We start from the raw sequence: 19,062 nt of genomic DNA on the forward strand, positions 1-19,062 counted from the left end.
CCTCGTGTCGGCCGGCCAGCGCAGGCCTCGCGGTTGCCAGCACCGGGACGCCGCCAGACCTTCCGTTCACGGGGCGGACACAGTGCAGCCCGACCGCTGGGGTCCCGCTCCCCTTCCGAAGGAGTCACACCGTGGCTTTGGACCTCTTCCAAGAAAAAGGCATCCCCCTGGAGCGGCAGCTCTTCACCTGGAAGGACCTGGTGCGCCGTCCCTACAGCAAGCTGGACGACGATGCGTTCACCCGGACGCGCGTCATCCTGATGAACGGCATCGAAGCGGACGCGCTGCGCATGAAGCACATCTTCGCCCGACTCAACCGGGAGCTGCGGCCCCACCTGGCGCTGGTGCGCCGCGCGGAGCACCACCAGCAGACGATGGTGAACTGGCTCAACCCGCCGGACCAGAGCGCCCTTGAGACGACGCTCGGCTTCGAACAGCTCGCCATCGAGGTGACGGCCAGCGTGGCCATCCATGAGCCGGACCCCTACCTGGCGCAGACCTACCGGTTCGGGATGCTGGAGGACTTCGACCACCTGTACCGCTACTCGGCGCTCTACGACCGGGTGGAGGGCAAGGACCCCAACAACCTCATCCAGTCCTATTCGGACATCCGTCCCGGGCGGCCCACGTCGGTGGAGCACCGCCACCCGTTGGACGACGTGCGCCGGTCCTACGACCACAAGACGGCGGATCCGCTGTCCAAGCTGCACGCCATCACCATCACCGCGGCCGAGTTCCAGACTCACGACTACTACATGACCGTGGGGCCGCAGTTCGCGGACCCCCTCGCGCGGCAGCTCTACGCGGAGATCGCCTCCATCGAGGAGCAGCACGTCACCCAGTACGGCTCGCTCTGCGACCCGGACGAATCCATGCTGGAGAAGTGGCTGCTGCACGAGGCCACGGAGGTCTACAACTACTACTCGTGCCTCGCGTATGAGACGAACCCGCAGGTGAAGGCGGTGTGGCAGCGCTTCGTGGACTACGAGCTGGGCCACCTGCACTACGTGATGGAGCTGTTCAAGAACCTGGAGCGCCGCGACCCGGCGGAGGTGCTGCCCCGCACGCTCCCGGAGCCCATCGCGTTCAAGGAGCACCGCGAGTTCGTGCGCAAGGTGCTGTCGCAAGAGGTGGACATGCGCTCCAGGGGGATGGACTACGTGGGGCCGGCGGAGGAGGACCCGCGCTCGGTCCAGTACCGCGAACAGCTCAATTCGGAGGGGTCGCCCACGGAGACCGTGGCGGCCGGATACCACTGGAGGCCGGGCACGGAGCTCGCCGCGAAGGCGGAGCGCATGGGTTCGGTGCTGGAAGGCAGGAGGCTGCAATGAGCAAGGACACCGTCGCCGACGTGGGCATGAACCGCACCGGCATCAAGACGTCGCCCATCGACAGTCAGGACATCATCCAGGAGGCGCAGCGCGCGACGCCCAGCAGCCCGGGAGACGGGCAGGGCATCCTGGAGGTGCGCAAGCAGTACGCCCGCGAGGCGGGGGATGGCCTGGGCCACGTGCCGCCGCCGTCCAGCCTCAAGGGCCTGGCGAAGACCGCGGTGGACATGCTCAAGGGCAGCAAGCCCACCGTGTTCATCGACAAGCTGGGGGAGCGGCTCGCCTTCGAGCGCGTCGGCGTCCGGCTCTACGAGGGCGCCCTGTCCAAGCTGGACGTGTACGGGAGCTGGGAGGGAGGCCCGTCGCGCGAGCTGCTCACGAAGATCCTCGATGACGAGCTGGGACACTTCGCGCTGCTGAACGAGGCCCTGGAGAAGATGGGCGCGGACCCCACGGCGATGACGCCGTCGGCGGACCTCTCCGCGGTCATCTCCATGGGTGTGCCCGCGGCCATCTCGGATGCGCGCACCAACCTGCGTCAGTGCACGGAGGCGCTGCTCGTGGCGGAGCTCACCGACAACGCGAGCTGGGAGCTGCTCATCGACCTGGCGCGCGGCCTGGGCCACGACTCGCTCGCGGACCGCTTCCAGCAGGCCCTGGACGCGGAGGCCGAACACCTGCTGCTGGTGAAGGGCTGGCTGGCGGCGGGCGTCGCCACCGAAGCGCGCGCGTCCCTGGAGTCCGCACCCGCCCCCGCGCCTTGAGGTGGGGAGGCGGGGATGCGACCCCGGGCGCGGTCCACACGACGCGCCCGGTGCGTCCCCCGGCGCGAGGAAGCGTCATCCGCAGGACTCGCCGCCAGACGGGCAGGCAGGCGCGCGTGGCGGGCCGTGGCGCGAGGACACAGCTTGTGGCTTCGCACACGACTTCTTCGCCAGCAGGGAGGGACACGCCATGCAGCTCAGCGAACTGGGAGGCTCCGAGGGCCTCGACCACAACGCCACGCTCAACCGCGAGTCGGCGGTGGCGCTGGGCGCGTTTGGCGCCATCACCGCGGGGGCCGTCTACCTGGGCGCGCGTGGCACCCGCGAGGCCGTGTCACAGGGCTGGTACAAGCGGCTGAAGAAGCCGCCCTTCCAGCCTCCCGCCGCGCTCTTCGGTCCGGTGTGGACGACGCTCTACGCGCTCATCGCCGTCTCCGGCTGGCGCATCTGGGGCTCGCCCGCGGGCACGAAGCGCTCCACGGCCCTGGGCCTGTGGTTCGTGCAGCTGGGGCTCAACTCCGCCTGGTCCTACCTGTTCTTCAGGAAGCGCCACGTGCGCGCCGCCGCCGTGGAGAACTGGGCCCTGCTGGGCAGCATCGTGGCCTATACCGCCGCCGCCAGCGGCGTGGACCGCAAGGCCCCGTGGCTGATGGCCCCGTACCTGGGCTGGGTGTCCTTCGCCAACGTGCTGTCCACCGACATCGCCCGCCGCAATGCCTGACGCTGGCGGGCCTGCTGCTCGCGCGGCGCCTCCTTCACGAGGCCCGCGCGTCCTGGCGTTCCATCCTCCCCGGGGCCTAGTTGCGCAGGCGGTTGGGACGACCCGCGTTGTTGAACGACAGCACCGCGGCGAAGTAGCGCGCCTGGTTCTCCGAAGCGCAGCGCACCTCCTGGATGCGCCCCGCGACCTTCACCCGGACGATCCAACCCTCGTTGTCGCGGCTGATGGGGGTCTCGGCCTGCATCGTCATGTTTTCCATTGTGGTGTTCCCTCCCGTCCACTCCCCTAGAGCAGCCGCCGTGCCAGGGGAGGGAAGCGTGGGATTCCAGCCCTTTGCATCGGGCCTGGGGCCCTTGCGGCCCCCGCGGCTGAAGTTCTTTCAGCGCCCGCTTCACGCCGGGTTCAGTGCAGGTGGCGATCCGTCTGGGTGCGCGCGGGGGCCTGCCGGGCGGCGGAGAGTGTCGGCAGCGCGACGTAGAAGGTGGAGCCCTGGCCCGGCTCGCTCTCCACCCAGATGCGGCCGCCGTGGCGCTCCACGATGTCGCGGCTGATGTAGAGGCCCAGGCCCAGCCCGCCATAGGAGCGGGTGGAGGCGTTGCGCGCGCGGAAGTAGCGGTCGAAGAGCAGCTGCTGCTGGTCCAGGGGGATGCCGATGCCCGGGTCCTTCACGGACAGCACCGTCACGTCCTCGCCCACCGCCAGCCGCACGCGGATGGTGCCGCCATCCGGGCTGTACTTGAGCGCGTTCTCCAGCAGGTTGAAGACGACCTGCTCCAGCCGGTACGCGTCCCCCTGGACGGACACCGGCTCCGGGGGGCGCTCGAAGTCGAAGACGTGGTTGCCGCGCTGGCCCTCCATGGACGTCAGCGTGTGCTCCACCAGCACGTCGAAGCGGGTGGCCTCCGGGTGCAGCGACAGCCGGCCAGCTTCGATGCGCGAGGCGTCCAGCAGGTCGTTGATGAGGCCGGTGAGGCGCGTGAGCTGGTGGCGCGCATGCCGCAGCACGCTGGGGTCCACGTGCTCGCCGCGCTCCAGGCGGCGCTCCAGCGTGGCCAGGCGCAGGCTCAGCGGCGTCAGCGGCGTCTTCAGCTCGTGGCTCGCGATGGAGAGGAAGTCGTCGCGCACGCGGATGGCCTCCTGGGCCTCGCGGTACAGGTGCGCGCGCTCCTCCTCCGCGCGCTTGCGCTCGGTGATGTCCTCCACGAGCACGCCCAGCCCCAGCACGCGTCCGCCGGGCGTGTGCACCGGGTAGACGCTGCCGCTCAGGTGGCGCCGGGGGCCGTGGAGTCCCAGGTCCTCGTCGGTGCTCGACTCCTGCTGGACCAGGGGCTCCCCGGTCTTCAGCACCTGGCCCAGCATGTCCTCGACGGCGCTGCCCGCGTGGGCGCCGAAGAGCTCCCGGGGCGTCCGGCCCGGATGTGCTTCGGCGGGCTTGCCATTGATGCGCGCGAGCGTTTCGTTGACGCGCACGTACCGCAGGTCCGAACCCACGAAGCCGATGCCCACCGGGGCGCTGCGAAAGAGCAGGTCCAGCTGGGCGATGTGCGCCTCGCGCTCGGCCTCCACGCGGCGGCGGTCGGTGATGTCCTCCACCATGCCGACGCCGCCCTCCACCTCGCCGTCGTCGCCGTAGCAGGGCGCGAAGCGGACGCGCACGGGGAGGACCTTGCCGCTGGTGAGCGAGCGGTAGTCCCCTTCGTAGTCGCAGGTGCGCCCGCCCAGCGATTCGCGCACGCAGGCCATCAGCCCCTCGTCGCGCAGCGTGAACAGGTGCAGGCCCACGATGTTCCGCTTGGACGTCCCCATCTGGTGCGTGAACCGCTCGTTGCAGGCGGTGATGATGGCGACGCGGTCGAAGTGGAAGATGCCCAGGGGGGCGTTCTCCACCAGCAACCGGTAGAGCCGGTCCCCCGTCTCTCCGGAATGCGCCAGGTCGTCAGGGCTGCCCGGCACGTGCTCCACCGGCTCCTCCAGCGTGTCGATGACCTCATGCAGCCGTCGCATCGTGAGGACGATGCGCTCCTGCGCACCCTCGCCGCTGGCCCCCACCGTCAGCTCCACCATCAGCTCCACGCCGTCACGGCGGCGCGAGGCGACCCGCGTCGGCCGTCCCCCGAGCACCTTGCGGCGCGACAGCAGGTAGCGCGGAAGGCTCAGGCCGTGGAAGTGGTGCAGGCGGGCGGGGAAGAGGTCGGAGACCGGCCTGCCCAAAAGCTGCGCACGTTCCCATCCCAGCAGCCGCTCCGTGGCGGCGTTGATGTGCAGGATGCGCTCATCCGCGCCGCAGGCGACGACCGGCTCCACCGCGGCGTCCAGGACGGCCTCCAGCTCTCGTGCGCCTCCTCCTGCGACCATGCCTCGCTCCTGGGAACCCACGTCACGGTGCGTGGCCTGGGTCCTGCCGGGACATGGGGGTCCCCCGGCGTTGACGGGTGCGTGGATGGCCGCCCCGTGCGCGTCCCCTTTGCCTACAGGTACACACTGTCCGCGGGTCCGGCGCGTCGAATCCGGGTATCACCCTCCGGCAGTCTCCCTGGAGGGAAGGCAGGCGGGCGGCTCATCCTGGAGAGGGATGCCGCCGCCCTTGCCTGCCTACCGCCGCTTGGGCGCGGGCGTTCGGCCGCGCTTCGCGGACCGGGTCTTGGTCTTGGCCTTGGGCTTGGGCTTGGCTCTGGCGGCGGGGGCTTCACGCAGGGCGAGCGTCTCCAGCTTCTCCCGCAGCGTGCGCGTCTCCTGCTTGAGCGCGTCCAGCTCCTCGCGCAGCGAGGCGACCTCGCGGGCCTGGGGCGTCCCTTCGCGCAGGGCGCGCACGGCCTCGCGGGCATGGCGGCGGGTGCGAGGGTCGCTGAAGGCCGTGCCTTCCAGCGCGGGCAGCAGGCGCCGGTCGCCCAGGGTGGAGGCCGCTTCACACACCGCCAGCTGTACGCGGAACTGCGGGTCGCGCAGGAGCTGGGCGAACAGGTCCACCGCTTCGCGCTTGCGGTTCGCGCCCTCCGCCAGCTTCGCCACGGCGACCACGGCGGCGCGGCGCAGGAACGCCGGTTGTCCATACGCGGTGCGGGCCACGGCCACCGGGAACGCGGCCGCATCCTGCGTCTCCGCCAGGCCGTCCATGGCGCCCGCGCCAATCACGTCCTGGAACGAGGGCCGCGCGGCGGCGGCCTCCAGCAGGGGCAGGGCGTCCGGAGCCCGCACGCGACCCAGCGCGCGCGCGGCCTCGGCCTCCACGAAGTAGCTGGCGTCCCCGGACTCCACCAGGGCGCGCAGCCGCCCGGCCACCGGCGGGTCGTGGCGGAACTCGCCCAGGGCGGCCACCACCGCGCGGCGCACGCGCGGGTGCGCGGTGTCCAGCGCGTCCAGCAGGTGCGTGCGGGCCTCCAGGGTGCGGATGCGGCCCAGGGACTTCGCGCATGCGGCGCGGGTGGCCCAGAAGCCCGCGGTGTCCGTCAGCGCGCGGCCCAGGGCCTCCACGGAGCGCAGGCCGCCGTCCTTCCCCAGCGCCAACGCGGCTTCGGTGCGCGCGCGGGGTTCGGGGGCCAGGGCCAGCTCCTCGCGCCACAGGCCCACGGCCTTGTCCACGTCCAGCGTGCCCAGCACGTCGCGGCGGGGATCCACGCGCACCTGCGAGGGCGCCGCGGGGCAGGGCAGGTGGAAGCGGTGCTCCGCGTCGGTGACGTCCAGCCGGTGGTGCGTGTCCTGCCCGTTCGCGGTGACGACCACGTCCAGCGGGAGGCGGAAGACGGGCGTGCCGGCGTCCGTGCGCTGCGTCTGTCGCACGGCGATGCGCAGGCGGGCGTCGTCGGCCTCGTAGCGGACCTCCACCTTCAGCTCCGGGTGGCCGGGGGAGAAGACGTACTGGTCGAAGACGGGGTCCAGGTTGTGGCCGGTGGCCTCCTCGAAGGCGCGCGCCAGGTCCACCGTCTCCACCACGCCGTGGCGGTGGCGGGCGACGTAGTGGCGCAGGGCGCGCAGGAAGAGGTCGTCGCCCACGCGGCGGCGCAGCTCGTGGAGGACCAGGCCGCCCTTCTCGTAGAGGTGGCGGTCGAACAGGTCCATGGGGGCCTGGAACGAGCGCGCGACGATGGGGCGCGCGTAGCGCTCGCGCGTCTCGGACAGGTACGCGTCCAGGTCGAGCATGCGGTGGTGGTCGGCCTCGTCGCGGTCGTCGCCGCGCTCCTTCCACAGCACCTCGAAGTAGGTGGCGAAGCCCTCGTTGAGCCAGCCGTGCGGCCAGTCGCGGCAGGTGAGCAGGTCGCCGAACCACTGGTGCGCCAGTTCGTGGGAGATGAGCGGCTCGGCGGTGTAGTCCAGGTGCGCGCGAGCGTCGTGCAGCACCGTGTCCACCAGCGTGGTGGCGGTGGTGTGCTCCATGCCGCCCAGGATGAACTCCGTGACGAACACCTGCGCGTAGCCGCTCCACGGGTAGGGTTCGCCGGTGATGGCCTCATAGGCGGCGACCATCTGGGGCGTGCGCGCGACGCACCGGAGCGCGTCCTCGCGGCGGCCCCTGGGGAACAGGTAGCGCAGCGGCGTGGTGCCGACGGTGTCGGTGGCCTCGTCGAACTCGCCCACCACCAGCGTGACGAGGTAGGGCGCGTGGGGCTGCGCCATGCGGTGGTGCTGGGTGCGGCGCTCGCCGGTGGTGACGTCGCTGACGAGCACCCCGTTGGACAGGGACGTCATCGCGGCGGGGAAGGTGGCGATGACCTCCGACGTGGCCTTCTGCGCGGGCGTGTCCAGGCACGGGAACCAGCAGCGCGCGTCGATGTCCTGCCCCTGTGTCCACGCCTGGAGGGGCCGGTCGGGGTAGCCCGCGTCGGGGCCCCAGAAGTAGAGGCCGCGGCGGGGCCGGGCGCGGTAGGCGAGCGCGATGTCGCACGCCTGTCCCGCCTCCAGCGCGCGGGGCAGCTCCACGCGCACGTGGGCGCCGGAGTTGGAGAAGGGGACGGGCTTGCCGTCGACGCGCGCGCCGGTGACGTCCAGGTCCACCGCGTCGAAGGTGACGGTGGACACGGCGCGGACGGCGGACACGCGGGTGGTGCAGGTGCCGGCGATGGCACGCTGGGGGAAGTCCAGGTCCAGCTCGATGCGCACGTGCTCGGCGCGCACGGGGCGGGGCGCCGCGTAGTGCTCGGTGGCGCCGGGGAGGCTGAACGGATGCGGGTCCGAGGACCCGGCGGCGGCGGGGGCGTGGCGGTGGCAGCAGCGCATGAGGAGGGTGACTCTTCCGCATGCCCGTGCCGGGGTCGAGCCACATCGAACCGGCTTATCCGGAATTCAAGGTCCGGGCCCCCTGGACGGAGGCCCGGGAAGGTGACAGGGGCGGAAGGCGGCGGTTGAGAAACGTCGCAGGCATCCCCAGGATGGGCGGGCGTGCAGTCCGTCCTCTATTTCTCCGACAAGCAGGTGCGCGAGAAGCTCTTCGCGTTCGTGGACGCAGCGCCCGGGCTGCTGCTGGTGACGGGGCTGCGCCATGGCGCGGCGATGACGCGCCCGCCCCAGGCGCGCGAGCCCTTCGCGTCGCTGGAGGCCCTGTTCGGCGACGTGCTGGCCCAGGTGCTGGTGGCGGACGAGGGCACCACGGAGGGCATGTGGCGCGACCCGATGGGGGACCTGGGCGACCGGCTCTACCCGGAGGACAAGAAGCGCGCGTACGCGGCGGCCACGGGCTACCTGCTCCTCCAGGCCGGCAAGCCGCTCACGGTGGTGCGCAAGCACGGCGGCCCCGCCGACGACCTGTGGTTCCTCCAGGAGGCCCTGAGCCGGCTGGGTCCGGGCATCCCGCCGCCCGACCCGGCGAAGCGCCCCGGCACGCGCCGCCCTGAAGCCGCCCCGCGCGCCCCGCCCCGCTACGGACCGGCCAGCACCCGTGAGGAGCCCTGGCCCCGCTCCAGTGGCAGGGGTGAGGCACCGCCCCGCTCCGGGTCCGCGGATGACGCGACGCCGCCCCGGGGCCGCCGCGCGGTTCCGCCACCGGAGGCCGTGGAGCCCGAGGGAAAGGATCCGTGGGTCGTGCTGGGCATCGCGCGGGGCACGCCGAAGGACGAGGCGCGCAAGGCGTTCCGCGCGCTCATCGCGCAGTACCACCCGGACAAGGTGGCGCACCTGGCGCCGGAGTTCCACACGCTCGCCGAGCGCCGCACGCGCGAAATCCTGGACGCGTGGGAGGCGCTGGGGCGGGACCCCGCCTGAGCCCGCGCTGCGTCTTCAGAGGATGAGCGCCGGGGCCGCCGCGTCCAGCTTGAAGCGCGCGATGAGGGGCACGTGGTCGGACAGGCCGTGGAAGCGGCTGGTGAGGTCGCCGAAGGGGCGTGTCTCATCCGCGTCCAGCCAGCTCACGCCACCGCCGGAGAACAGGTGGTCCAGGTGCATGCGCATGCGCATGAAGCCCGCGGTGGGGAACGCGCGTGACAGGGTCGGGTCGATCTGCCCCACGGCCGCCTGGGCGCACGTCAGGTGGGCGTCGCCGGTGAGGTAGCGGTAGACGGGCGACGACGGGGGCGAATTGAAGTCCCCGCACACCACGAACGGCTCCGCCTTCGAGTGCAGTTGGATGAACTCGGTGAGCTTGCGCGCCTCGTGGAGCTGGTTGCTGCCACAGCCCATCTTGTCGCGCGTGGCCCAGAACTCGCGGGCGAACGGCGTGGGCAGGCTCAGGTGCGTGTTGAAGATGTGGAAGGCGCGCTGGTCGCGGCGGCGCAGGACGCGCATGTGCGCGCAGATGCGGCTCTGCTTGCGCTCCTTCAGGCCCTGGACGTGGTGGTGCGTGATGTGTTCGGGGGCCTCCACGTTGTGCTTGTCCACCTGGAGGGTGCGCGTGTTGACGAGCATCGCGAGCCCGGTGGTGTAGAGCGACAGCTCGCCCAGCTTGTAGTGGTGCGCGCGGAAGTAGAACGCCTCGTAGGGCATGTCCCGCCCCTGGAGCGCGAAGGTCTCCTCCACGCGCTCCATGAAGGCCTCCAGCTGGGTCTCGCCGGGGCGTGTCGGCCGGTGGACGATGTTGCTGCGGATGGAGGACGTCTCCACCTCCTGGAGGCACACGACGTCCGGCAGCGGGTCCAGCGTGGCCAGGGCGGCGGCCACGCGGCGCTTGGGTCCGATGGTGCTCGCGAGCCCCTTCAGCATGTGGCCGAAGTAGCGGACGTTGTATGTGACGATTCGCAGTGGGGACGCGTCCATGGGCCTGTCGCCATCTCCCGGGCTCATGCGCGGAAAGGTGGGAAGCAAAGTTACGAACGTCCAGGCCCCTTCGCAGCGCCCGCCGCCGGATTCACCCTGGAACGCCCCCATGTGCCGACAAGCGGACGGAGCGCCTGCCTGCCCGGACCGACAGCGCTGCCCAAAGTGCCCAGCAACACAATGGACTGAAGCAGCGTCTGGAGGGCGCCCCGTCGTCGTGCGGGCGGCTGCCAAGGCGTGCTTGATTGAGGTCTATTTCCGATTAGACTCTAGAAGTCTATAGGCAGAGAGGCCACTTGCAGACCACCGATCCTGTCCACCCCTCCGTCCGGCATGGCCAGAAGCGCCTTCCAAACGAGCGCCCCTTCGACGACGAGCGACCGCGCGTCCTCTTCCAGATCGCGGAGACCCGCTATGTCTTCCTGCGCACCGTGGACCGCCGCCCCAATGGAGAGGTGCTGATGCTGGCCGGGCGCCACGAACCGCACGGTCTGCCGGGCCCCGTCTTCATCAAGCGATTGCACACCCCGGCCACCCAGGTGCGGCGCCACCGGCTCGTGGAGGAAGTGCAATTGGCCTACCGCCTGCACCACCCCGCGATTGCACAGGTGCACCAGTTCAAGGTCCGGGAGCGCAAGCCCTACGTCATCATGGAGTACGTGGACGGTCCCTCCATGGACACCATGTTGTGCCTGATGGCCATGCGACAGCGTCCCGTGTCCGTGGCCTTCGCCCTGTTCGTGGGAGCTGAGCTGGCGGATGCACTCGACCATGCCCATTCACTCACCGACGACGGGGGGCGGACCTTGGGGCTGGTGCATCGGGATGTCAGCCCGCGCAACGTTCGGGTGGCCCGTGACGGCGCGGTGAAGCTGACGCATTTCGGTGCCGCCTATTCCCACCTGGTAGGCCGCGAGGAAACCCAAGGACAGCTCCGCAAAGGAGACGTGGCCTATGCCTCGCCGGAATACCTCCAGGGAGCCCCGCTGACGCCCGCCTCGGACCTCTTCTCCCTGGGGCTCTTCTTGCTGGAGTTGGCCACCGGGCGCCACCTCTTCCAGGAGGCGTTGAACGGCGGAGACATGGAAGAACGCTCCGGGCTCCATGGCGTTCAGGTGGAAGAGGAACCCTCCCTGCCACTGACCTGCATGCTGGCGCAGGTGCAGCGCTACACGCCCGCTGACGTCGCCCATGCGGTTTCGGAGCTCCCCGAGGATTTTGGTTCCGTGCTTCAGCAGGCCTTGCGGCGGGAACCCGGAGCGCGGCAGGCCACCGCGCGTGTCCTGCGAGACTCCTTGCGCGAATGTCTGGGCCGGGAGCAACAGCGGGATGGAGGCCGGCTGTATGGACGCCAGGAGATAGCGGAGGACCTGGCGCGTCTCATCACCGACGCCAGCGCCGTCCGCGAGCAGGTCGAACTGGAGGATGAGGATCTCTTCCGGGGGGAAGTCCCTGCGCGTTCGCTGCCGTCGGGTCGCAAGCCTCGGGGGTAGGAAGGACTCCTAGCGGGACAGCGCGCGAGCCATGGCGACGAGGGCGTCCAGCTTCTCCTCCTCCAACTCGCGCGCCAGCGTCACCAGACGTCGGAGCGCGGGAGGCTCTTTCTGGGCCTCACGACGGGCTTCCGTTTCCGTGCGGGCCAATCCCAGGAGCTCGTCAGTGGTCACCCGCAACGCCATGCTCAACTTGCACAGCATCGTCGCGCTGGGGACCATCTTCCCGCGTTCCACCCGGCTGTAGACCATGGAGTTCATCCCCACGGTGGCGGCGACCTCTGCTTGCGTCAGGCCCAACCTCGCGCGGGCTTCGCGCGCGGCCTTGCCCACCTTCTTTCCCAGTTGTTCGTCCATGCGTGGGGACTGAGCGTATCGCAAAGCCCGTGCACCAGGCCTCAAGACCTGATTGGACTTGCTGGGTCTCCAGGGTATTAGACTTCTGTCCTCCCGTGGCGCCGCGACCTGAACGCTGACGCAGGAGACCTCCGGATACAGGAGGTGGACGCGTGAACGGCCAACACTTCGCGGACCTGTTGCCGGGCACGGCTGTTGGCGGCTTCATCGTGGAGGCGCTGCTGGGCCGGGGCGGCAGCGGCGTGGTGTATCGCGCCCGACGTGGAGGCGAGTCCTTCGCGTTGAAGCTCCAGTCGCGGATGGGACTTGGGGGTTGGGCGGCGCGGGAGGTGGCCATCCTGATGCGCCTGGAGCACCCCAACGTGGTGGGCTTCCGCCATTGCGGCCTGCATCCGGAGCAGCGGCCCACGTGGTTCTACCTGGCCATGGAGCTGGTGGAGGGGCGCACGCTGCACCAATGGGTTCGCGAGGAGAATCCCAGCGCGAGGCGCGTGGTGGCGCTGATGCGGGACCTGTCGCGCGGCCTGGAGGCGATGCACGCACGGCAGACGCTGCACCGGGACATCAAGGAGTCCAACATCCAGGTGCGCGAGTCCACCGGGCAGGCGGTGCTGCTGGACGTGGGCGTCGGTCACTACGAGGGCGCGCCACGGTTGACACAGGGCATCCTGCCGCCCGGCACGCCGCAGTACCGCAGCCCGGAGTCGCTGGCCTACCTGCGGGAGCACGGGCGGCAGGAGGGCGCCCACTACGAGGCCTCGCGCGCGGACGACCTGTATGCGCTGGGGGTCGTCTTCTATTGGATGCTCACGGACCGGCGACCCTTCGAGTCGCCCGACACCGCGACGGAAATCGACGCTGTCATCCACGAGCCCCCGGTGCCGCCCCAGGTGCGCAACGCGCGCGTGCCCGAGGCGTTGGGCCAGCTGTGCCTGCGCCTGCTCGCGAAGGCGCCCGAGGCCCGAGGAGAAGGTGCCCGGGCCCTGGATGAAGCGCTGGCGGCGCTGGTGATGGACGCTGCGTGGGATGTCCCGCTGCTCCCGGACGTCGCGGAGGTTCCCCTGGCTCCGGTGGCTCTGGACGAGGCCGAGGAGCACGACGCCTGGATGGTGCATGGTGAGGCGCCGGGGCCCCCTCATCGGGGGCGGGTGCCTGTTCCACCGGTCATGCCAATGCCGGCCCTGGCGCCATTGCCATCTCCTCCTTCTGTTCGTCGGTGGGGAGCTGGATGGAAGAGGTGGGGGCTGTTGGCATGTGGGGTGGCGGTGCTGGTGGCCGCGTTGGGAGGCCTTGCTCGGTCCCACCTGTCGTCGCGCCCGGAGTCGGATCCGGAAGTGGCGTCCGCCAAGGCTTCACCGGAAGCTGCCCGGGCCGCAGTCGCGCCACCGTGGGTGGCGGTTCCCCCTGTGGCCGTCGCCTCCCAGGTGGCGCATTCGTGGAAAGAAGAAACGCCCGTGACGAAGACCTCTCCCGCGCCCGCCCGTCGTAACCGTTCCCGTGCGGCGGCGTCCCGTGCCCTGCTCGCCGCCGCGACCTGCTCCACCCTGGCCTGCTCCTCGGGGCCCCAGGTGCGAGCCTCACCACCGCCCGAGGCGTGTCCGGCGGGGGCCGTGGAGTCCATGCGGACGTTGGGGATCAAGGTGGGAAAGTTCATCGATGCGGCGCTCGATGACCGGTTCAACAATGTGGGACCCATCTCGGTACGGGAAGGACCGGGCCTCCTCGAAACGATTGAACCGATGGGCAAGCTCCCGGGTGGAACCCTGGTGCTCGGTCGCTTCGTCCGAGGGGAGTACCTGTACGGCCGCTTCACGGAGGTCCGCACCAAGAAGGGCGAGCGCTACCCGGTATGCATGGAGATTTTTCAAGGAAGTGGGATCGAGCACGGAGTGACCCTTTTGAAGGGCAGCACGGACGACACGGCGGTCGTCACGAGCACGGTCTACCTGCGTGCCGTGGACCATTTCGAGTGAGCCTGCGCTTTCTGAAGGTCGCCCTGGTGGCGGCTTTCACCCTGGCTTCAGGAGCCGCGGCCCAGGTTCAGGGTGCTTCCGACGCGGAGGGTGTGGGCCGTATCGATGTGTCCGCCGAGCAGGAGGGGAGGCCGCACGAACTCAACATCAGTCCGGGGCTGGCGACCTTGGTGTTGAGCGATTCGCCTGTCGCGCGGTGGGAGCTGACTGGACGGGAGAATTTCCGCCGGATCATGGAAGGTACGGACACCCTCGCGCTGCTGCCCCGGAACGATGTGAAGGAAGGCACCCGGTTGAAGCTGACCCTCATCTTCGCGGATGGGGCAGCCCCTGGGCGGACGGAGCTGGTGCTGGTGGTGCATCCGGCTTTGGCGCAGCGTCAGGTGGAGTTGTACCGCCACCCACGCTCCCTGGCGTCCTATCAGCAGGAGGTCCGACAACTTCGCGCGGAGGTCGGACGCACGCAGGCGGAGGTGGAACGCCTGCGCGCGACGCAAGCGCGACCCGATGGACTGACTGGATTGCTGGCCTCGGGGGTGATGGTGAATGAGGGCGTGGCCTTCCGTGACCTGACGGACGCCGTTCAATGGACGCAGACGGAGACACTGTCGGTGAGGCGGGTGACCACCTTCCGTGTCGCCACGCGAGCCGCGGTGAATGCAAGGTTGCTGAACCGCTTGGACATGCCCTGGCGGCCCATGGGGGCTGCGCTGGTGGACAGGACTGGGCGCACCGTGTCCGCACTGGGCATCTGGTCGCAGGAGCCCATCGCCCCCGATACGGAGGGCCAGGTCATCGTGGAACTCGAACTGCCGTCATCGAAGGCACTGGGTCCCTACACCCTCAAGCTGTGGGCGGAAGATGGAACGCACGCCGTCACGGTGCGCAACATCTCCTTCCCGTGATCGAATTGATCGAGGAGGTGTCTCGGCGCCGCGCCCTGTCCGTCACGGTTCGTCGGGCATGCCGGAGAGCTGTTCCAGCGCAAGCTCGCGGTAGTAGGGGACGACTTCGACAGCGAGCACATCGCGCATCTGCTGGCGTGCGCTGTCGAAATCGCCCTGCCGCTGGAATCTCCACATCAGGTGCAGTGCATCTGTCAGGCGGTTCGACCCTTCCGCGATGCGCCGCTCGGTCTCGCGCAGCAAGGCCAGCGCCTCGGCGCTGGTGCTCAAGGCGGCCTCCGCATCGGTGATGGAGACTTCTTCAGCGGTGCGCAGCACGAGGGCGCGCACGTCGTCACTCAGAATCAGTGGAACTCCATCGCGGAGGATGCGCCGTGCGAGGTCGCGGAACGGGTTCCAGTCGGGGGCGTTCATTCGGTCTTCACCGCTTCGGTTTCGAGGGGCGGCACATGTTGAGAGGCCAGTCATGTTGCCCCTCGCACCTGCGCAGACAGTCGGTGCAGGGGCCATCGAATCTACCGTCCACGCAGGCGTTCCAGTTTCGCAGGCACCTGTTCTTCCAAGCGGGCAAGCGTGGGTCGTCAACGTACTCGTTCGCCTCGGAGCTGGCGTGCGTGCCGGTGGCGCCGACACCTGCGGCCATGATGACGGCTGCTTCGGCGGCGGTGAGTCCGCATGCTTCGGGGAGTCCTGGGTGTCGCTGAATGCAGTCCGTCTCGGTGTCCATGGCGACGGTGGCGCATCCCAGGCTGAAGGCTGCGAGGATGGGGGCAAGGTGGCGCCGCCAGCGGGCGACTTTCGGGGCTGTCAAGGGGCACGGATTCTACTGCTCGGCGCTGGTGGGTCCGCGACTTTGGACGGGGCGCAGAGGGAGAGGGAGTGCCGCGGCGTATCCAGGCGGAGGGTGAGGCCGTGCTGCGGCGGCTGCTGAAGGAGCGGTCGGACTTCACCGACGCGGAATGGCAGTGTCGCCGCAGGCTGCGGCAGGGTGTCCTGCCGCCTTATCGCCCCGAGTTCAAACCCCGGCGAATCAAACCGCCGGCTTCACCCGCACCATCGTGTCCAGCAGGTGCTCCAGTGAGCGGTCCGGATCCTCACACAGGCCCACGTGCACGGGGCCCGTCTGGAGCATGGTGCTGCGCGGGGCCACCAGCCAGTGCCAGCGCTCCTTCTGCGGCAACCGTCCAATGGGCCCCGCGTCCTTCCCGCCCGCGCACACGCGGCGGAAGCTCTCCAGGTGGCCCTTCAACAGCTCCACGTCCGCGTCCGGTGACAGCGCCTTGAGCCGCGCCTCATCCAGCTCCACGCGCGCGCCCAGGAAGCGGTGCTGCACGCAGAAGAGCACCACGCCCACGTTGATGAACTCCTCGCGCTCCACGCGGGGCACCAACCGGATGATGGCGTAATCAAACGAGCTGGGCGTGGGCACGCGTCGCCTCCTCGATGAACGCCGGCGCCGCTTCCAGCCGGCGCAGCAGCCACGTCACGTACGCCGCGCGGTGCTCCGCCGTGGACGCGAACGCGGGCTCCTGGCCCAGCCACGCCTCCGGAATGGTCCCCACGATGCGCTCCACCACCTCCCGCGTCACCCGCTCGCGCAGCAGGTCCCCGGCCTCCGCCAGCGCGTGCGCCCACGGCAGCAGCACGTGGTCCTTGATGGGCGCGAAGCGCGTCTGGCTGCGCTCCTCCCAGCCGTCCCACGCGTGGTGGAAGTACAGCGCCGCCCCATGGTCGATGAGCCAGAGGTTGCGGTGCCACACCAGGAGGTTGGGGTTCTTCGGCGTGCGGTCCACGTTCGTCACGAACGCGTCGAACGCCACGATGGCGGACGCTACCTTCGACTCCGGCACCGGCACCGCCAGCGGGTCGAACGTCACCGAGCGCGGCAGGTAGTCCAACGCCAGGTTCAGCCCGGCGCTCGACTTGAGCAGCTCGCGAATCTCGCTGTCCGGCTCGTTGCGCCCCAGTGACGTGTCCAGCTCCACGAACACCAGCTCCGGCACCCGCAGGCCCAGCACGCGCGCCAGCTCTCCGGCCAGCAGCTCGGCGATGAGCGCCTTGGCGCCCTGGCCGGCTCCCCGGAACTTCACGACATAGAGCCCCGCGTCGTTCGCCTCCACGATGGCGGGCAACGAGCCCCCTTCGCGCAAGGGCGTCACGTAGCGCGTGGCGGTGACCGTCCTGAGCATCCCTCGTCCTCGACAGTGTCCCGGGCACCCCGGGGGTGGCGGCTCTACCACGGCCCCTGCCCCCGGGGAACACACCCCGCCCCACCCGCACTTCCCGGCGCCAATTCAGTTGCGCACAATTGAATTGCGCACTATCTATCCGCCATGTCGTCGGAAGACTTCCTCCGCCTGGACCTCCAGCTCTGCTTCCCGCTCTACGCGGCCTCACGGGCGATGGTGCAGGCCTACACGCCGCTCCTGTCGAAGCTGGGGCTGACGTATCCGCAGTACCTGGTGATGCTGGTGCTGTGGGAGACGGACGGCGTGTCGGTGAAGGAGCTGGGGGAGAAGCTGTACCTGGACTCGGGCACGCTCACGCCCCTGCTCAAGCGGCTGGAGACGCTGGCCTTCGTGCGCCGGGAGCGCTCCACGCAGGACGCGCGGTCGGTGCGCGTGTCGCTCACGCCGCAGGGGCGGGGCCTGCGCCGCAAGGCCGCGGCCATCCCGGAGGCCATCGCCTGCCGCACCGGATTGTCGATGGAGGAGCTGGCCCGGCTGCGCCGGGACGTCCAGCGCCTGTTCGAATCGGTTTCAAGGTAGTTCGCAAACCCAAACGCAGCCCACGAAGGAGCACCCCATGGCCCACGTCACCCTGACCGAGAAGCTCTACTCCACCACCGCCACCACGCACGGGGGCCGCAACGGCCGGCTGTCGCTCAATGACAGCCCCCTGGACAACCTGGAGCTGGCGATGCCCAAGTCGCTGGGCGGCTCCGGCAAGACGACGGCCACCAACCCCGAGCAGCTCTTCGCCGCGGGCTTCTCCTCCTGCTTCGAGAGCGCCCTGCGCCTCGTGGCGGGCAAGATGGGCAAGAAGCTGGACGAGAAGGCGGGCGTGAAGGCCACCGTCACCATTGGCAAGACGCCCGAGGGCGGCTTCGGCCTCGCGGTGGAGCTCCAGGGCATCCTGCCCGGCATCCCCCACGAGGAGGCCCAGAAGCTGATGGAGGCGGCCCACCAGGTGTGCCCGTACTCCAACGCCACGCGCGGCAACATCGAGGTGAAGGTCTCCGTCGCCGAGTAACGCGGGGCGCTCCGCTCCGGGCCCCCGCGCGCGTCGCACGGGGAGCCCGGGGGCTCAGGCGGCGGAGCGGTCCTCCGGGTTCGTCCCGGTGGCCGGGAGGAAGGCCAGCAGGTTCCTCTGGATGTTCTCGCAGATGGTGTCGAGCGGCAGGTCGTTGTCGTCGGTGCCGAAGGGGTCTTCGATCTCGACGCCAATCTCCTCGATGCCGAAGAAGACATAGGTCACGACGAAGATGGACGGCACCGTCACCCAGCCGAAGGTGTCCACCAGGGCGAAGGGCAGGGTGAAGCAGTAGAGGATGAGCGCGCGGCGCAGGTGCACCATGTACGCGAACGGCATGGGCGTGCGGTGGATGCGCTCACAGCCGCCCAGGTAGTCGATGAGCAGCTGCACGTTCTGGTCGAGCTGCATCTGGACGTACTCCGGATACAGCCCCTGGCGCCGGCCCTCATCCAGCACGGCCGACATCCGCCGCGCCACGCCGAGCGGGACGTGTTGTGCCTTCAACACCTCTTGCACGGCCTCCGGTGGCAGGTCCCCGGCCCGGGGGCCCAGCTGTCGCTGACCGCGCAGCGAGGCGGAGGCGGCGAAGGGGAACACGGCCGTCCAGCGCACCAGCGAGGCGAACAGGGGCGTGCGGCCCAGGAACACCTCTGACGCACGCACCAGGTTGCGCGTCTCGTTGACGATGCCGCCCCACAGCTTGCGGCCCTCCCAGAAGCGGTCATAGGAGGCGTTGGTGCGGAAGACGAGCAGCAGGCTCAAGCTCATGCCGGCCAGCGTGTGCACCGTGGGGGGGACGCCCACGTGGGCCACGTGGTTGGAGAAGGCCACCACGCCCGCGGACCACACGACGAACAACAACACACGGCCGACGATCTCCTTCACCATCGAACCGCGCAGGTAGTGGAAGTAGCTCCACCATCGATGCGGGTCATACTCAACCATGGGTGCCGGGCCTCCGTTGGGGGCGCGCATGCTAGCCGCACCGCGCCGCGTCGTGAGAAGCGCTTTTGCAGGATTGCGGATGCCCGACGCTCCGGGCCGTGGCCTGCCCGTCAGCCCTTCGATTAAGCATGGGGGAGGC

Annotated in this window: 18 protein-coding genes; 9 read left to right on the forward strand and 9 right to left on the reverse strand. The window is 69.9% G+C overall.

Annotated features, from left to right (window positions below):
- Positions 1 to 131: 131 nt before the first annotated feature.
- From OV207_RS03570 to OV207_RS03580, 3 genes are all read left to right on the forward strand, one after another.
- Positions 132 to 1,331 (forward strand): hypothetical protein, encoded by a 1,200-nt coding sequence (locus OV207_RS03570; protein WP_267552581.1) that lies wholly within the window; start codon positions 132 to 134, stop codon positions 1,329 to 1,331.
- A complete protein-coding gene (locus OV207_RS03575; RefSeq protein WP_193346381.1) occupies positions 1,328 to 2,095 on the forward strand; it encodes a ferritin-like domain-containing protein in 768 nt (255 codons plus the stop codon). The genes OV207_RS03570 and OV207_RS03575 overlap by 4 nt, the downstream gene beginning before the upstream one ends.
- Before the next feature lie 190 nt (positions 2,096 to 2,285).
- A complete protein-coding gene (locus OV207_RS03580; protein ID WP_193346382.1) occupies positions 2,286 to 2,816 on the forward strand; it encodes a TspO/MBR family protein in 531 nt (176 codons plus the stop codon).
- 76 nt (positions 2,817 to 2,892) lie between these two features.
- Here the strand turns inward: OV207_RS03580 and OV207_RS03585 are convergent, their stop codons facing one another.
- The 3 genes from OV207_RS03585 to OV207_RS03595 all read right to left on the reverse strand — a co-directional run bounded on the left by OV207_RS03585 (position 2,893) and on the right by OV207_RS03595 (position 8,027).
- Positions 2,893 to 3,066, reverse strand: coding sequence for a hypothetical protein (locus OV207_RS03585; RefSeq protein ID WP_324291490.1), 174 nt, complete (start codon positions 3,064 to 3,066; stop codon positions 2,893 to 2,895).
- A 152-nt stretch (positions 3,067 to 3,218) separates the two neighbouring features.
- Complete coding sequence (locus OV207_RS03590; RefSeq protein ID WP_267552585.1) at positions 3,219 to 5,171, reverse strand: PAS domain-containing sensor histidine kinase; 1,953 nt, start codon at positions 5,169 to 5,171, stop codon at positions 3,219 to 3,221.
- A 237-nt stretch (positions 5,172 to 5,408) separates the two neighbouring features.
- Positions 5,409 to 8,027 carry a M1 family aminopeptidase gene (locus OV207_RS03595; protein WP_267552587.1) on the reverse strand — a complete coding sequence of 873 codons (2,619 nt, stop codon included), beginning with the start codon at positions 8,025 to 8,027 and terminating at the stop codon, positions 5,409 to 5,411.
- 162 nt (positions 8,028 to 8,189) lie between these two features.
- Here OV207_RS03595 and OV207_RS03600 point away from each other — a divergent pair, with 162 nt between their 5' ends.
- Positions 8,190 to 9,008: a DnaJ domain-containing protein gene (locus tag OV207_RS03600; RefSeq protein WP_267552589.1), complete on the forward strand. Its 819-nt coding sequence runs from the start codon at positions 8,190 to 8,192 to the stop codon at positions 9,006 to 9,008.
- Between the two features lie 15 nt (positions 9,009 to 9,023).
- On the opposite strand, the gene OV207_RS03605 is transcribed toward OV207_RS03600, so the two are convergent.
- Positions 9,024 to 9,995 (reverse strand): endonuclease/exonuclease/phosphatase family protein, encoded by a 972-nt coding sequence (locus OV207_RS03605; RefSeq protein WP_267552591.1) that lies wholly within the window; start codon positions 9,993 to 9,995, stop codon positions 9,024 to 9,026.
- A 461-nt stretch (positions 9,996 to 10,456) separates the two neighbouring features.
- On the opposite strand from OV207_RS03605, the gene OV207_RS03610 reads away from it, so the two are divergent.
- Positions 10,457 to 11,488 carry a serine/threonine-protein kinase gene (locus OV207_RS03610; protein WP_267552592.1) on the forward strand — a complete coding sequence of 344 codons (1,032 nt, stop codon included), beginning with the start codon at positions 10,457 to 10,459 and terminating at the stop codon, positions 11,486 to 11,488.
- A gap of 9 nt (positions 11,489 to 11,497) precedes the next feature.
- On the opposite strand, the gene OV207_RS03615 is transcribed toward OV207_RS03610, so the two are convergent.
- Positions 11,498 to 11,845, reverse strand: a complete 348-nt coding sequence (locus tag OV207_RS03615) for a helix-turn-helix domain-containing protein (protein ID WP_267552593.1) — start codon at positions 11,843 to 11,845, stop codon at positions 11,498 to 11,500.
- Between the two features lie 152 nt (positions 11,846 to 11,997).
- On the opposite strand from OV207_RS03615, the gene OV207_RS03620 reads away from it, so the two are divergent.
- On the forward strand, positions 11,998 to 13,818 hold the full coding sequence (locus OV207_RS03620; RefSeq protein ID WP_267552594.1) for a serine/threonine protein kinase: 1,821 nt from the start codon (positions 11,998 to 12,000) through the stop codon (positions 13,816 to 13,818).
- Complete coding sequence (locus tag OV207_RS03625; protein WP_267552596.1) at positions 13,815 to 14,723, forward strand: DUF2381 family protein; 909 nt, start codon at positions 13,815 to 13,817, stop codon at positions 14,721 to 14,723. The genes OV207_RS03620 and OV207_RS03625 overlap by 4 nt, the downstream gene beginning before the upstream one ends.
- Positions 14,724 to 14,765: 42 nt before the next feature.
- Here the strand turns inward: OV207_RS03625 and OV207_RS03630 are convergent, their stop codons facing one another.
- The 3 genes from OV207_RS03630 to OV207_RS03640 all read right to left on the reverse strand — a co-directional run bounded on the left by OV207_RS03630 (position 14,766) and on the right by OV207_RS03640 (position 16,912).
- The gene (locus OV207_RS03630) at positions 14,766 to 15,137 is read right to left on the reverse strand and encodes a DUSAM domain-containing protein (protein ID WP_267552598.1); all 372 of its coding nucleotides are present in this window, start codon (positions 15,135 to 15,137) and stop codon (positions 14,766 to 14,768) included.
- Positions 15,138 to 15,753: 616 nt separating this feature from the next.
- On the reverse strand, positions 15,754 to 16,152 hold the full coding sequence (locus OV207_RS03635; protein WP_193346388.1) for a DUF3037 domain-containing protein: 399 nt from the start codon (positions 16,150 to 16,152) through the stop codon (positions 15,754 to 15,756).
- A complete protein-coding gene (locus OV207_RS03640) occupies positions 16,130 to 16,912 on the reverse strand; it encodes a HipA family kinase (RefSeq protein WP_267552600.1) in 783 nt (260 codons plus the stop codon). Before OV207_RS03640 ends, OV207_RS03635 begins: the two co-directional genes overlap by 23 nt.
- A 144-nt stretch (positions 16,913 to 17,056) precedes the next feature.
- Here OV207_RS03640 and OV207_RS03645 point away from each other — a divergent pair, with 144 nt between their 5' ends.
- Both OV207_RS03645 and OV207_RS03650 read left to right on the forward strand, forming a co-directional pair.
- Complete coding sequence (locus OV207_RS03645) at positions 17,057 to 17,491, forward strand: MarR family winged helix-turn-helix transcriptional regulator (RefSeq protein WP_193346390.1); 435 nt, start codon at positions 17,057 to 17,059, stop codon at positions 17,489 to 17,491.
- A 37-nt stretch (positions 17,492 to 17,528) separates the two neighbouring features.
- Positions 17,529 to 17,975 (forward strand): organic hydroperoxide resistance protein, encoded by a 447-nt coding sequence (locus OV207_RS03650; protein WP_267552602.1) that lies wholly within the window; start codon positions 17,529 to 17,531, stop codon positions 17,973 to 17,975.
- A 54-nt stretch (positions 17,976 to 18,029) separates the two neighbouring features.
- Here OV207_RS03650 and OV207_RS03655 read toward each other — a convergent pair whose 3' ends face one another.
- Entirely contained in the window at positions 18,030 to 18,923 is an 894-nt protein-coding gene (locus OV207_RS03655) for a bestrophin family protein (RefSeq protein ID WP_267552604.1), read from the reverse strand.
- Positions 18,924 to 19,062 lie beyond the last annotated feature (139 nt).

This window comes from Corallococcus sp. BB11-1 (genome assembly GCF_026626625.1).
Lineage (GTDB): Bacteria > Myxococcota > Myxococcia > Myxococcales > Myxococcaceae > Corallococcus > Corallococcus soli.

Coding starts and splice junctions, on each gene's coding strand:
- OV207_RS03585 (WP_324291490.1), bottom strand. CDS start 3,066: ATGACGATGCAGGCCGAGACCCCCATCAGCCGCGACAACGAGGGTTGG.
- OV207_RS03610 (WP_267552592.1), top strand. CDS start 10,457: ATGCTGGCCGGGCGCCACGAACCGCACGGTCTGCCGGGCCCCGTCTTC.
- OV207_RS03590 (WP_267552585.1), bottom strand. CDS start 5,171: ATGGTCGCAGGAGGAGGCGCACGAGAGCTGGAGGCCGTCCTGGACGCC.
- OV207_RS03580 (WP_193346382.1), top strand. CDS start 2,286: ATGCAGCTCAGCGAACTGGGAGGCTCCGAGGGCCTCGACCACAACGCC.
- OV207_RS03575 (WP_193346381.1), top strand. CDS start 1,328: ATGAGCAAGGACACCGTCGCCGACGTGGGCATGAACCGCACCGGCATC.
- OV207_RS03605 (WP_267552591.1), bottom strand. CDS start 9,995: ATGGACGCGTCCCCACTGCGAATCGTCACATACAACGTCCGCTACTTC.
- OV207_RS03655 (WP_267552604.1), bottom strand. CDS start 18,923: ATGGTTGAGTATGACCCGCATCGATGGTGGAGCTACTTCCACTACCTG.
- OV207_RS03650 (WP_267552602.1), top strand. CDS start 17,529: ATGGCCCACGTCACCCTGACCGAGAAGCTCTACTCCACCACCGCCACC.
- OV207_RS03615 (WP_267552593.1), bottom strand. CDS start 11,845: ATGGACGAACAACTGGGAAAGAAGGTGGGCAAGGCCGCGCGCGAAGCC.
- OV207_RS03640 (WP_267552600.1), bottom strand. CDS start 16,912: ATGCTCAGGACGGTCACCGCCACGCGCTACGTGACGCCCTTGCGCGAA.
- OV207_RS03645 (WP_193346390.1), top strand. CDS start 17,057: ATGTCGTCGGAAGACTTCCTCCGCCTGGACCTCCAGCTCTGCTTCCCG.
- OV207_RS03630 (WP_267552598.1), bottom strand. CDS start 15,137: ATGAACGCCCCCGACTGGAACCCGTTCCGCGACCTCGCACGGCGCATC.
- OV207_RS03595 (WP_267552587.1), bottom strand. CDS start 8,027: ATGCGCTGCTGCCACCGCCACGCCCCCGCCGCCGCCGGGTCCTCGGAC.